This is a genomic window from Mesobacillus subterraneus (genome assembly GCF_003937825.1).
Classification (GTDB): Bacteria; Bacillota; Bacilli; order Bacillales; family Cytobacillaceae; genus Mesobacillus; species Mesobacillus subterraneus.
In genome coordinates this window covers 90,771-103,728 of record NZ_RSFW01000002.1, presented here as the reverse complement: position 1 = coordinate 103,728, position 12,958 = coordinate 90,771, and the positions used below count along the sequence as shown (strand labels likewise).

General features: G+C 44.4%; 14 protein-coding genes. 5 read left to right on the top strand and 9 right to left on the bottom strand.

Translation table 11 applies throughout. The annotated features are described in order from the left end of the window. Window positions 1-31: 31 nt before the first annotated feature. Window positions 32-244 carry a YheE family protein gene (locus tag EJA10_RS00985; RefSeq protein ID WP_125478129.1) on the top strand — a complete coding sequence of 71 codons (213 nt, stop codon included), beginning with the start codon at window positions 32-34 and terminating at the stop codon, window positions 242-244. A gap of 101 nt (window positions 245-345) precedes the next feature. Beyond that, a complete protein-coding gene (locus EJA10_RS00980; RefSeq protein ID WP_125478128.1) occupies window positions 346-531 on the top strand; it encodes a hypothetical protein in 186 nt (61 codons plus the stop codon). A gap of 220 nt (window positions 532-751) precedes the next feature. Here EJA10_RS00980 and EJA10_RS00975 read toward each other — a convergent pair whose 3' ends face one another. Next, a complete protein-coding gene (locus tag EJA10_RS00975) occupies window positions 752-1,012 on the bottom strand; it encodes a metal-sensitive transcriptional regulator (protein WP_125478127.1) in 261 nt (86 codons plus the stop codon). Between the two features lie 166 nt (window positions 1,013-1,178). Between EJA10_RS00975 and EJA10_RS00970 the strand changes: the two genes are divergently transcribed. Then, window positions 1,179-2,078, top strand: a complete 900-nt coding sequence (locus tag EJA10_RS00970) for a PucR family transcriptional regulator (protein WP_125478126.1) — start codon at window positions 1,179-1,181, stop codon at window positions 2,076-2,078. Window positions 2,079-2,216: 138 nt separating this feature from the next. Next, on the top strand, window positions 2,217-3,317 hold the full coding sequence (locus EJA10_RS00965) for an ABC transporter ATP-binding protein (protein ID WP_125478125.1): 1,101 nt from the start codon (window positions 2,217-2,219) through the stop codon (window positions 3,315-3,317). 51 nt (window positions 3,318-3,368) lie between these two features. Here the strand turns inward: EJA10_RS00965 and EJA10_RS00960 are convergent, their stop codons facing one another. Next, on the bottom strand, window positions 3,369-3,611 hold the full coding sequence (locus EJA10_RS00960) for a hypothetical protein (RefSeq protein WP_125478124.1): 243 nt from the start codon (window positions 3,609-3,611) through the stop codon (window positions 3,369-3,371). 367 nt (window positions 3,612-3,978) lie between these two features. On the opposite strand from EJA10_RS00960, the gene EJA10_RS00955 reads away from it, so the two are divergent. Continuing rightward, entirely contained in the window at window positions 3,979-4,182 is a 204-nt protein-coding gene (locus EJA10_RS00955; RefSeq protein WP_125478123.1) for an alpha/beta-type small acid-soluble spore protein, read from the top strand. A gap of 85 nt (window positions 4,183-4,267) precedes the next feature. On the opposite strand, the gene fumC is transcribed toward EJA10_RS00955, so the two are convergent. The 7 genes from fumC to EJA10_RS00920 all read right to left on the bottom strand — a co-directional run bounded on the left by fumC (window position 4,268) and on the right by EJA10_RS00920 (window position 12,796). Beyond that, window positions 4,268-5,647, bottom strand: coding sequence for a class II fumarate hydratase (gene fumC, locus EJA10_RS00950; protein ID WP_125478122.1), 1,380 nt, complete (start codon window positions 5,645-5,647; stop codon window positions 4,268-4,270). Between the two features lie 475 nt (window positions 5,648-6,122). Then, window positions 6,123-8,120 carry an ABC transporter ATP-binding protein gene (locus EJA10_RS00945; RefSeq protein WP_125478121.1) on the bottom strand — a complete coding sequence of 666 codons (1,998 nt, stop codon included), beginning with the start codon at window positions 8,118-8,120 and terminating at the stop codon, window positions 6,123-6,125. Beyond that, window positions 8,107-9,873: an ABC transporter ATP-binding protein gene (locus tag EJA10_RS00940; protein WP_125478120.1), complete on the bottom strand. Its 1,767-nt coding sequence runs from the start codon at window positions 9,871-9,873 to the stop codon at window positions 8,107-8,109. The genes EJA10_RS00945 and EJA10_RS00940 overlap by 14 nt, the downstream gene beginning before the upstream one ends. A gap of 433 nt (window positions 9,874-10,306) precedes the next feature. Beyond that, on the bottom strand, window positions 10,307-10,513 hold the full coding sequence (locus EJA10_RS00935; protein ID WP_125478119.1) for a sigma-Y antisigma factor component: 207 nt from the start codon (window positions 10,511-10,513) through the stop codon (window positions 10,307-10,309). Beyond that, window positions 10,510-10,854, bottom strand: coding sequence for a YxlC family protein (locus EJA10_RS00930; protein WP_125478118.1), 345 nt, complete (start codon window positions 10,852-10,854; stop codon window positions 10,510-10,512). Before EJA10_RS00930 ends, EJA10_RS00935 begins: the two co-directional genes overlap by 4 nt. Next, on the bottom strand, window positions 10,826-11,371 hold the full coding sequence (gene sigY / locus EJA10_RS00925) for an RNA polymerase sigma factor SigY (protein WP_125478117.1): 546 nt from the start codon (window positions 11,369-11,371) through the stop codon (window positions 10,826-10,828). Before sigY ends, EJA10_RS00930 begins: the two co-directional genes overlap by 29 nt. Window positions 11,372-11,515: 144 nt before the next feature. Further along, window positions 11,516-12,796 (bottom strand): MFS transporter, encoded by a 1,281-nt coding sequence (locus tag EJA10_RS00920; protein ID WP_125478116.1) that lies wholly within the window; start codon window positions 12,794-12,796, stop codon window positions 11,516-11,518. Between the last annotated feature and the right edge of the window lie 162 nt (window positions 12,797-12,958).

Genomic DNA, 12,958 nt, shown 5'->3' with positions numbered 1-12,958 from the left:
GTACACATCTATTTTTCGGGAGGATTCGATTTTGATAACACATTTCCAGTTCAAACCGTTATTTGAGAATAGGGATATGCCCGGATGGCATTTTTCATTTTATTTTAAAAAATTGAAGTATACCGGCATCTATCACAGGAATGGAGAGGTTGAGTGGACTTCAGGCCAACCTGAAGATGAATTCAATGAGCAATTAAAAGCGCAAATCCATGAACTCATGCTCTTCCATGTCTACGATCAATAAACATGTTTTTTAAAAGGCGATTTATCCAAAGAAACTAACTTCCATGTATGTTTCTCCTATTCCCCGGTATTCTAAGCGTAAAAGCTTGAAGGAGGACTAACATGAAAGAAAAGAAAAACAGGGAATTTGCTGAAGACGTGCAATATGAGGGCCGCGACAAGGTCTATGTCGATGTGGATCGCATGATCAATGAAGGCATGGCCGGAGGCACTGTCCACAGGCTGGACACCTCGCCGAATATTGAGGAAGCGCGCAAATTGTACCCGGAAGATCCGCCAAACGAATGAGACAAGAACAAAAAGCGCAAGCGCCTCGATAAGCCCCGACAAGCGCTGGAGGGCCGACCAGTGAAGTCGTTCTTTGACTTCATTGGGCGGACCGAAGCGACTCGAGTGGCTAGGCGCTGGGGCTGGATTAAGAAAAATTCTTGGAGTTATCCACAACTCAATAATTCTATAATTTCCTTAACAAAAAAAAGACACCACATCCATAATGGATGCTGGTGTCTTATCTGCTTTTTACGATCATGTTTACTGCTTCTTTGATAGCCTCGTCTGCATCTATGCCTTCCTGTGCGGCTTCCGTGATGCAAGATTCAAGATTTTTTGCGACGATGAAACCGATCGCACGGTCTACTGCAGAGCGGACTGCAGACAATTGTGTGACAACATCCTTGCAGTGATTTTCTTCTTCCATCATGCGGATGACGCCGCGAACCTGACCTTCCAGACGCTTTAAGCGGTTTTTCATCTCAGCTGAGTATTCCATTTCCTTACACCTCTCTCTTACGGTACCCCGTATTGTATCTATTATACCAGCATGATTTCCTTTTTTCTACCAGTAATCACATTAGCATGAATTACAAATTAAAAGCTACACCTGTTATAATAAAAGAAATGTCAGCTTTTATCAAATTAATTCTGAGGATACTTATATGATTAATAAAATATTAGCCTATTTCCCTGATTCTGTCACGCATGAAATATTCCCGGACAAGCCTTCAGCAGATTATCTATGGTTCAAGGAGGAGGACGAAGGGGGCTTGTGGATCGGCATTCCTAAGGAGCATGTTTCTGAAAGTCAGCTTGATCTCTTGAAAAGCTTATTTCATCATTTAAATGAAAATGATAGCAGAGAACTATCAGGTCCGGCACATATATGGAAACAATTTTTGTTCCACGAGGGTTCCTCCCCTTATGCCACTAATAAAGAAGTGCGCTTCATCCAATTTCAGCTGAACGCGAAAGAGAACGTTTCCGATGAAATGGACGAGGCTTTCCAAGGATTCTTTCCAGACCATACAATTTTATGGGTAACGAATTCTTATGGAATCATTGTGGAAGAAAAGAAAGAGGTTTCTGAAGACGAAGAGGAACTTGAGGCCATCTCTGCAACATTTGAAAGTGACTTTTTTATAAAAATCAATTTTTACATAGGCAAGTTCCAGGAAGTCACGCCTCAAATCCGTGCATTCTTTCATAAAGAAAAACAGTTATTCGAGCAGTCTTTGAAGCTTTCTACCAGGGAGAAAATTTTGACTTTTGAAAAGGCGTTTCCAACCATTTTAGCTTCCAGTCTTCCAGAGCATTTGAAAGTCATAATGAAGTCAACCATTTTGAAAGCCTTTGAAGAAGACAACGAGCTGATGGCAACAATCAAGGTTTTCCTTGAAAGCAACTCGAACGCGTCCCTTGCTGCAAAAAAACTGTATGTCCACCGGAACACGCTTCAGTACAGAATGGATAAGTTCATGGAAAAATCCGGTGTGAATTTAAAGGATTTTGATACAGCGGTAATGGTTTATCTGGCATGCCTTTTTGCAGAATTTCCATAAATCCTGCTCACCAAACTGTCACTTTGAACAAACTGCATAAAAGGGCTTTCATAAATTTTGTGCAGGCTGCCGATGATTAATGGCCACCCTTTTCGCTAGACTGTTAAGTGTAGACAAACATTAGGGAGGCTTTAAAAAATGGCCGAGTTAAAATTAGATCATATTTATAAAATCTATGACAATAAAGTAACTGCTGTAGAAGATTTCAACCTTCATATCCAGGATAAAGAGTTCATCGTATTCGTAGGTCCTTCTGGCTGCGGTAAATCCACAACACTTCGTATGATTGCTGGTCTTGAAGAAATTTCAAAAGGTGATTTCTACATTGATGGCAAGCGCGTGAATGACGTTCCTCCTAAGGACCGTGACATCGCGATGGTTTTCCAGAACTACGCACTATATCCGCATATGACTGTTTACGATAACATGGCATTCGGATTGAAGCTGCGCAAGTTCGCTAAAGATGAAATTGACCGCCGCGTAAAAGAAGCAGCAAAAATCCTTGGTCTTGAACCATACCTTGACCGTAAGCCAAAAGCACTTTCTGGCGGTCAGCGCCAGCGTGTTGCTTTGGGACGCGCAATCGTCCGTGACGCTAAGGTATTCTTGATGGACGAACCTTTATCTAACCTTGATGCCAAGCTTCGTGTACAGATGCGTGCTGAAATCGCCAAGCTTCACCGCCGTCTGAACACAACGACGATTTACGTAACACACGACCAGACAGAAGCGATGACAATGGCAACTCGCCTTGTCGTCATGAAGGATGGCATCATCCAGCAGGTTGGAGCACCTAAGGATGTATACGAAAATCCAGAAAACGTATTTGTTGGCGGATTCATCGGATCTCCATCCATGAACTTCTTTAATGGTAAGCTTGAAGAAGGCAAATTCACGGTTAACAACTCTTCCATCGCTATTCCGGAAGGGAAAATGAAAGTTCTTCGTGCCCAGGGCTATGTAGGAAAAGACATCATCCTAGGAGTAAGGCCTGAAGACCTTCACGATGAGCCAGTATTCATCGATGCTTCTCAGGGATCCACTGTAAAAGCTACTGTTGAAGTATCAGAATTAACTGGTGCAGAGACAATGATTTATTCCCAATTCGAAGGCCAGGATTTTGTGGCACGTGTAGATTCACGCACAGACGTCACTCCAGGCCAGGTAATCGAGCTTGCATTCGATATGAACAAGGTACACTTCTTCGATGCTGAAACAGAAGTAAGAATCCGTCCTTAATCCAGAATAGCTAAAACAACCGCGAACGAATCGCGGTTGTTTTTTTTTGCGTCATTCTTTAATTAAGTACACCTGGCTTGTCCCGCAATCAGGACATTTGAAAAGATGCGGGCATTCTCCCTCTTTATAATCTTCAGGATAACCATCTTCGAGTTTCATCTGATCGATCGGCATATAGGGGCTGTAATCATCGTAATAATCGGCTTCTCTTCCGCTGTTCTCCATTCCTCCGCTGCACTTTGGACAGGTTGGTTTGATTGCCCTGAATCCATTGCATAGTGGACACATCCCCATATTTATCAGTCCTTTCCGCTTTGTATGCGCATTTGCTAAGAATAGTTTGTGTTGAATAAAAACGGTTATGTAGGATGTTTCTTCTGGTATTAATTACCTCTGTTGCTCAGCGCATAAACTTTCTCAAACAAAACATACTAGTTATTAATAAAACAGCAACAAACAAACCACAGCGAACAAAACAAGCAGCAAAGAACATTGGGTTAAGCCTTAGAAGGCAGCTAAACGCGCGCCGGTGCAATTCCGGCTAGCCCAGCCAATTATCCTCAACACGGGTTCAGCCAGGCGGCATGGTACCAGCCATGATTGGTTCGATTCCAAACTAACCCAAAATACAACTGTGAAAAACACAAAGGAGGAAATATTAATGGCTAGTAGCAACAACTCTAATCAATTATTAGTTCCTGGTGTTCAACAAGCTCTTGATCAAATGAAGTACGAAATCGCTTCAGAATTTGGTGTACAACTTGGCGGCGAAACTACTTCTCGTGCTAACGGTTCAGTTGGTGGAGAAATCACTAAGCGCCTTGTTCAAATGGCTGAACAACAACTTGGCGGTTTCCAACGCTAATTTGTAGAAACAAAACAATCATATAGAATGGCTTAGGCCCCCTTTTTAAAAAAAAGGGGGCCTTTCAATTTTAATGGAACAATCGTTATATCATTTTCTCGGGTTTTACCCATTCATCATACTGCTCAGATGTCAGATAGCCTGTCTTGATGGCTGCTTCTTTAAGGGTCGAGTTTTCTTCGAAAGCGAGTTTGGCAATTTTCGCTGCTTTTTCATAGCCGATATGCGGGTTCAAAGCCGTGACAAGCATTAATGATCTCTCTACATGGCCGGCGATGATGTCAAGATTGGCTTCGATTCCAACTGCGCAGTTATCGTTGAAGGATCTCATTCCGTCAGCCAGGAGCCTTGCGCTTTGCAAAAAGTTGTAGATGATGACAGGCTTGAAGACATTCAATTCGAAATTGCCCTGGCTTGCGGCAAATCCAATTGTCGCATCATTGCCGAAAACCTGGCTGGCTACCATGGTCAATGCCTCACTTTGGGTAGGATTCACTTTACCCGGCATAATCGAACTGCCTGGCTCATTTGCCGGAATCGCCAATTCCCCGATCCCGCTCCTTGGACCGCTTGCCAGCCAGCGGACGTCATTGGCAATCTTCATTAAATCTGCAGCCAATGCTTTCAGCGCGCCATGGAGGAATACGATTTCATCATGGGACGTCAATGCCTGGAATTTGTTCGGTGCAGAATGAAATGTATCACCTGTTTGTTCAGCGATCTGCTTTGCCATCTTGACGCCAAAATCCTTTGAAGCATTTATGCCCGTCCCAACAGCTGTTCCGCCGATCGCTAAGTCCTGGACGTATTTAAGACCATCCTTGATCATTTGTTCATCCTTATCCAGCATCGCCCTCCAGCCGCTGATTTCCTGGCCCAATGTGAGCGGTGTCGCATCCTGCAGGTGCGTGCGGCCAATCTTGATGATGTCCTGGAATTCCTGTTCCTTTTTCTTTAAAGTCCCTTTAAAAAGTCCAAGTGCAGGCAATAATTCACTTGTCACTTTTTTTACTGCAGCAATATGCATCGCGGTCGGGAAGGTATCGTTTGAACTCTGTGACATATTCACATCGTCATTCGGGTGCACCTTTTCTTCCGAGCCTTGTTCTGCGAGCAGTTCATTCGCTCTTCTTGCTACTACTTCATTTACATTCATATTCGATTGAGTACCGCTGCCTGTCTGCCAGACCACCAGCGGGAAATGGCCATCAAATCGCCCTTCAAGGATTTCATTGCAGGCTGCCTCAATCGCCTTCTCCTTTGCTTCTGGCAGCTTGCCAGAGGCAGCGTTCACGGTTGCTGCCGCCTTCTTCACTTCGGCAAAAGCATAGATCACTTCTAATGGCATTCTCTCATCGCCAATCTTGAAGTTCTCTTTGCTCCTCTGAGTCTGCGCTCCCCAATACTTATCTGAAGGAACTTTGATTTCTCCAATGGTATCTCTTTCAATCCGATAATCTGACAAAACAATCCCTCCTCAATCTAATTATTTACTTGTCAAAACATTTCAAACATTATCGCCTTTAGGATATCGCTTTTTCATGAGAATTTACAGGAATGTGCATATATGGGTGCTTACAATCAAAAAAGCGGAAGCAGTTTGGATCCTGCTTCCGCTTTTCATTATGTCTGTTTTCATTCCAATTTATGCCTTATAAATGGCATAACCAATATAATAGCCCAGGATCATGATGCTCGCGATGCTTAAAGTTACCGTTAACTCCGCCATCCTCAAAACCTCCTGATTTTTGTTCGTAATTTTAAATTACCATAGTCTATCAGGAGGCAGACGGTGGGTTTCGCAACATTCTGTGACAAACTAATACCTCATGGCGATTTATATCACAACCCATCTCTTAAAGCATTTTTTGCCGTATATCGGTAATCCCCACCAGCACCTAATGAAAAAGCCGCACCAATACAAATGGCGCGGCCTTTCCTTAACCATCTTTTTTGCCCAGCTGGAGCTGATACATTTGATAGTACTTTCCTTTCTGTTCCATCAATTCATCGTGACTGCCTTTTTCCACGATCCGTCCTCGGTCAAGGGCAAGGATTTGGTCCGCATTCCGGATGGTCGATAATCTGTGGGCGATGATGAACGTTGTTCTGCCTTCTTTCAGGACGTCCATTGCTTCCTGGATGATGGTTTCCGTCTCTGTATCAATGCTAGAAGTGGCTTCATCAAGAATCAGGATAGCTGGATTGAAGGCAAGCGCTCTTGCAAAAGAGATCAGCTGACGCTGTCCGCTTGACAGCGTGCTGCCCTTTTCAATCACCGGTTCATCATAGCCTTTTTCAAGATGCTTCAATACCCTGTCAGCTCCGACGCTTGAAAGTGCCTGTTCAATTGTTTCCCTGGAGATATCAGGGTGTTCCAGGCTGACGTTCGAAGCGATTGTTCCCGTGAACAGGAACGGATCCTGAAGAACGATTCCCATATGTCTGCGCAAGGTCTGCCTTGGCATCCCGGTAATGTCCATTCCATCGATAAGGATTTTTCCTTCCTGCGGGTCATAAAATCTGAACAGCAGATTCATGATTGAGCTTTTCCCCGATCCGGTATGGCCAACAAGCGCCACAGTCTCTCCTTGTTTTGCTTCAAAACAAAGGTCCTTTAAGACATACTCTCCGTCCTTATAACCGAAGGAAACGTGGTCGAAGACGACATTCCCTTTATAGCGAGGAACCTCTTCAGCACTGACGTCAATTCCTTCCTCATCCATCAGCTGGAATACCCGTTCGCCTGCGACGAGGGCCTGCTCAAGATTCGCCAGCTGGTTGACGATTCCCTGTACAGGGTTGAAAAGGCGGTTGATATAATCGACAAACGCATAAAGCATCCCGAGGGAAATCGCAGCTGAAGGCTGAAGGGCTTCCCCGCCGAAATACCAGATGAACGCCACGAATACAATATTCCGAAGCACTTGCACAAGGTTATGGGATGTTGATGAGTTAAGGCTGAGCAATTTATTCTGATACGTAAAATGCTCCCTGTTTAGCTTCTCAAAGTCCTGATGAGTTTCCTTTTCCCGGCTGAATGCCTGGATGATGCTCATCCCCTGGATCGATTCATTGATCATCCCATTGATATCGCTGACTCTCGAACGGATGACATGATTGTATTTCGAAGCATATTTGCGGTAAAGCTTTGCCCACACATACAGGATTGGCAGCAGCAATAAACAAATCGCAGCAAGCTTCGCGTTCAGGATGAACAAAGCAACATAGATGCCTGTGATATAGATAAAACTCGTGAAAAAAGTCGACAGCACGGTTACATATAGTTCCCTTATCGCTTCCGTATCATTTGTAATCCTCGCTACTACCTTTCCAGCCGGGAGATTGTCAAAGTACTGGATCGGCAGCCGCTGGATCTGGCGGAAAACATCCTCCCGCAGCTTCTGGATGATTCTGTTCGCAGACTTTTGCAAATAGAACCTCTGCCCATACTGGAAGATCGAAGCTACAATCATTAAAACGAAATAAAACGCTAAAAGCTCAATGATACTTGGTAATTCCAGCTTGTAAAAGTTCATCAGCTCGTCACTCGATAAAAGCTCTGCTTCATACTGGGCAGCCTTTGCTCCCTGGCTGATTGTCAGAATGCCATCCTCATAGCTTCGTTTCCCATCGAACTCAATATCAGTTTCTGTGACCACAAACCCGCGGCCAGCCTGTAAAATCCGTATGGACTCATCATCAGCTGACTGGGGGTCTTTCGTATAATAGCTGCCTTTCAATTCAGCGGTCCCTGTTTCTGAATCTGTCTTGTACCATACCGATTCAATCCCCAGTATATGGTCATCAATCATCTTTTTCGCAATGAATGGTCCAGCCAGGTCGGCGGCAACAGCGACCGAAAGCATCGCGAGGGCAAATACAATGATTCTCTTGAAATTTAACGCATACTGAAACAGTCTTTTACCTGTACTCATATGGAGTGCACCTCTCTTCGACTGCTTCTGCCTGCTGTTTGATGTATTGCTCATAATACCAGCCTTGAAGGGACATTAATTGTTCATGTGTTCCTTCCTCAATGATTCTGCCGCTTTCAAGGACAACGATATGGTCAGCATGTTCAACTGCAGACATTCTGTGTGTCGTAATGATGGTTGTTTTCGCTTTCCGCTCCCTGCGGATATTTCCAATGATTTTTTTCTCCGTTTTCGCATCGACCGCCGAAAGTGAGTCATCGAGAATCAGGATTTCAGGATCCTTAATCAGTGCCCGGGCAATTGAAATCCGCTGTTTCTGTCCTCCGGATAATGCTACACCTTTTTCTCCGACAAGAGTTTCAAGGCCTTCCGGAAGCATCTCAAGGTCCTTGCGGAATGCCGCCAGGTCAATGGTATCCTGCAGTTCCTGTTCAGTCGCCACCGGGTTTCCGAACAAGATATTCTCTCTCACCGAGCGGGAGAAAAGGATATTTTCCTGCGGGACATACCCCATCCAATTCCTTGTCTCGTTCAGGCTGTGCTTCTGGATTGGAACTCCTGAAACGAGCAGGTTCCCGCTGCCTTCCGGATATTCCCTGAGCAGCTGCCTGACAAGGGTCGTCTTTCCGCTCCCCGTCTTGCCAACAATTCCGAGAGTTTCGCCGCGGTTTAAATGCAGCTTGATATTCTCCAGATTGGTGACATTGGAGGAAGGATATTGGAAAGTCAGTTCAGACATTTCGATATGTTCTGGCTTATTGCCTTCCACTGGCTTTTCCGGTTCCGCCACGTCCTCTTTGTAGGATAAGGTCTCATTCAGCCGGTCCAGGGAAGCATTTCCGCGCTGCATTACATTGATCAGTTCACCGATTGCGAACATCGGCCAGATCAGCATCCCGAGATACACGTTGAAGCTGACCAATTCCCCCAGTGTCAGCTTTTGCTGGAACACAAGAAAAGAACCATACCCCAATCCAATCAAATAGCTTAGACCTACAAGGATTTTAATCGTTGGGTCAAACAAAGAGTCGATTTTTGCCACCTCGACGTTCTTCCGGTAGACATCCTCCGTCAGCTCATGGAATCTCGCTTCATCTTCTTTTTCCTGGACGTAGGCACGGATGACCCTTACACCCGAAACCGATTCTAATACACGATCATTCAATTCGCCGAAGGCATCCTGAGCAGCCGTGAATTTTGAATGAATCCTTTTGCCATAAATATTGATCAGGAGTGCCATAATCGGCAGAGGAATGATCGAAACGAGCGTAAGTTCCCAGCTGATGAAAATGCCCATCATCAACAGGATTGTCAGCATGAAGAAACTTGAATCCACAAGAGTCAGGACTCCGAATCCGGCCGTGACCGAGATCGATTTCAAATCATTCGTTGCCCTTGCCATCAGGTCACCCGTCCGGTTCTTCTCAAAAAAGGTCGGAGTCATTCTCAGCAAATGCTTCATGAATCGGGTCCTGAGCTTTCTTTCAATCAGGAACGCACCGCCAAACAGCTGGTACATCCATATATAGGTGATTCCATAGGATACTACCGTGATCAGCGCCAGGCTGCCTACATATTGAAAAATCACGGTACTGGTGATCGATCCCTGCTGGATCGCATCAATGGCCATTCCAACAATTTTTGGCGGAAGTACATCCAGTACCCCGGCAAAAATCAATAATGAAATCGCCACACTATATCTCTTCCAGTTTTCTTTAAAAAACCAGCTTAACTTCGATAATACAGATAACATAATTCCGTCACTCCCTTCTGTTGTAGAAACAAACTAGCCACTTTCTAGATGATCCTTTTTCACTAATTTTTTAACAGTTGCACAGCTCATTGTTATTCCTCCTTGATATGGTTTCGGAATAGAAATGATCCCTCTGGAGACGAAAAAAGACATACCGCGGCATGCGATATGTCTTGAATCAATCGATAAAGACAGAAAAAGGCATACGTCACGCAATGCGCAACCCATGCCTTACCTTATACGTGCATCTTCATCAAAAAAAGTCTCACATATGGTAAAAGGATGGGTTACAATTATTCAATTGAATATCTCTTGCGTTCATTACAATCATCATGTCTGTAACCCTCCTTTTTAGTTATTTTTTCCATTCCTTTTGTAAGGTTACCACCTGTTTAGCACTCATGTCAATTCTAATTTTTCTAAAAGTTTTCCTTTAAAGCTGTTTGGGCTTCTTCTGCCATATTTTCCGGACAAAAAGCAAATAGAACAGAAGAGGCATCGGAGCCTGGATCAAACCAAGGATCCCCCATAGCCAATAATTATGGCCATACTTCCTGGCATTGGTGAATAGAAAAATGCTCTGCGTTAAAAGAATGGCAGCGACTGCAGCAAGCAATCCGGGTGTCAGTTCCCCATTCATTGGCTATCCACCTGCTTTTGCACCCCTTTATAGCTGTAAACGACCGTTACCACAACAGCTGCTGCCTGGAGGAGGTAGAAAAGCTGTGGAAGTTCCAGTAATGTGAACAGTACGATGCTCAAAATGAAAAGCGCACTGATTAAAAACCAGCCCAATTCCCTGCTATGCTTCCTCCTCAGCTGCTCCTGCTGCTCCAGGACGGTTCGTTCAAACCAGTGTTCATCAGGTGTATTAACATCCAGGGAATCCAGTTTCTTCAATCCATCATCGAGCGCACTGATCGTCTCGAGAAATTCCTTGTCCAATTGTTCATCACTTGGCAAGTTCCCTTGATTTTTCATCTACTTTCAGCTCCTTTCTTACCGCTAAAAGCCCATGGTGGACTCTTGATTTTGCAGTACCTGCAGCGATTTTCAAGATTTCCCCTATTTCATCATAGGAATATCCATAATAATGTTTGAGGATCAGAGGGATGCGCATTTCTTCTGTCAGCTTGGCTAGTGCAGCCATTGCGTCTGTCCATTCCTCATTCCTTGACTCCATATGCCATTTCAGTTTCCGCAATGCTGCCTCTCCTTCGTTCCACTCCCGTTCCCGTTTCTTCTTGCGATACTGATCGATATACAAGTTCGTCGCAATACTGATCAGCCATGATGAGAATTTCGATTTTCCATTGAACAAATGTATTTTTTCTACACATTTTGCCATCGTTGCTTGAGCCAACTCTTCCGCTAGATCAGGATTCATCGTTATTTTCATCAGGTATTTGACAAGCAGGGGGTAATGATTCCGGAACAGGACAGCGAACGAACGGTGGTCACCTTTTTTAGCACTGCTGATTAACTCTTTCTCTTCCATAAAAGCATGCCTCGCTTTCCCCGCCATACCTATAAATTCTTTCTATATTTGATTATTCATTAATAAGACGGCTTAAGTAAAGAATCGTTCAAAGTTTTTTTAAAGAATTCTATGAATAGAAAAAAAGCTCCGGATGGGACTTCTCTAAACGCCTTGTTCAGCTGCATTTTCTTCGACAAGACTTGCTTTTTCTTCTGCAAGTTTAGGCAGCACGATCATATAAAAAATTCCGACGATGGCTAAACAGCCTCCGACAACCCAATAGAGCATTTCTATGGTGAGGCTGGCCGGGAAGCTGTATGCGATAAAGGTCAGAGTCAATGAGTGTGACACCATATTCAGCGGGCTGATCAGCCCCTGCACCCTGCCCATCATTTTTGGATCAATAATCCTCGGGAACCACCCGCCGATCCCGATGTTCACAAGCGGGAGTGCCAGTGCCGAGATAAACAGGACCCCAAGAAAGAGATAAATATCGTCCGGGATAGATGCAAGTGCGGTAAAGCTTCCTGCTATGATAAGCCCCACTGATATCATGTAGTACAGTTTGACCTTTTGCGCCAGCATGGAAGCGATGAAACTGCCAAGCAGAACGCCAATCCCAAATACAAAACCGACCACGATTGAATATTGTTCATAGCTTTCAGGTGCCAGCTTGTATTTCAGGATGAAAATTGGCATGACAGAGAAACCTCCATTCACAATCCCGAACACAAAAAAACCGATGATCAATGTAAACAAAAGCTTGTTGCTCAAGACATAGGAAAAGCCCTTTTTAAAATCCCTGAATACCATCCTGAGGTTCAATTCATTCAGTTTGTGAGGACCGTTGGGAAGGCGGGCTTCCTCTGATACCACGGTAGTCTGAATGAGCAGCGCGCTGATGATGAAAGAGATGGTATCCACGAGAATCGCTCCGTAAATTCCTGCCGTCCAGTATGCAAGCACGCCAAGTCCATTCCCAAATAACATAAACAGGCTCATTACCAGCTGGTTCAGTCCTGCAGCAGTAGTATAATCCTCTTTTTTAAGAATTCCCTGGATCATTCCATGCTCTGCAGGAAAGAAGAATTTTTGAACACCGCTCCGTAAAAACAAGACAGCAAACACGAACGGCATCCAGCCAATATAAATGGCCCCGATCAGCATCAAAGATAAACCCGCGCCAATCCAATCACAGTAAACGGTAATTTTTTGCCGATCGACCCTGTCTGCAAGCACACCAATCAGGAAAAAGACGGCGAGCATCGGCAAAGAATACATCAATTCAGTGATCGTCGCGTACACAGGCTGGGAACTGAACCGATCGAGCAGGTAAAACATGAAAGCAGTCAAACCAATCGTGCTGCCCATCTGGGAGGTGAAGTTGGCCAAGAATAATTTCGTGAAACTCCGATTCTGGAAAATCCCCGCAAATTTTTTCATTCTGTTTACTCCTTGCTTTTTCTAAGGTTATTCTCAGATTAATCGACTTTCACTAAATCCATAAGCTTCTCGTGGCCGTTTTCTTCTCCATCTTGAGGCGGAGAAGGAAAGTGCTCCAGGCCTACCTGTTATTCACAAGGGAACTTTATAGAAATGCCAACA